The following is a 304-nucleotide window of genomic DNA, read 5'->3' as shown; positions in this document are numbered from 1 at the left end:
CGTCAGCGTCAACAAGCGCAAGCACATCAGCTTCAACAAGTGCAAGTACATCAGCTTCAACAAGTGCAAGTACATCAGCTTCAACAAGCGCAAGCACATCAGCAAGTACGTCAGCTTCAACAAGCGCAAGCACATCAGCTTCAACAAGTGCAAGCACATCAGCTTCAACAAGTGCAAGCACATCAGCTTCAACAAGTGCAAGCACATCAGCAAGTACGTCAGCTTCAACAAGCGCAAGTACATCGGCAAGCACGTCGGCTTCAACAAGCGCAAGCACATCAGCAAGCACGTCAGCTTCAACAAG

Annotated in this window: 1 protein-coding gene; it reads right to left on the bottom strand. The window is 49.0% G+C overall.

The window, feature by feature from the left end; all coding sequences use genetic code 11:
- Positions 1-304: hypothetical protein (locus AC3E7H_RS10000; protein WP_490676517.1), on the bottom strand; the 304-nt coding region annotated here is incomplete at both ends.

Source organism: Streptococcus sp. SCPM-O-B-15304 (M98) (genome assembly GCF_058200215.1).
The sequence above is the reverse complement of the archived record's forward strand: the minus strand, read 5'-3'. Positions and strand labels throughout refer to the sequence as shown.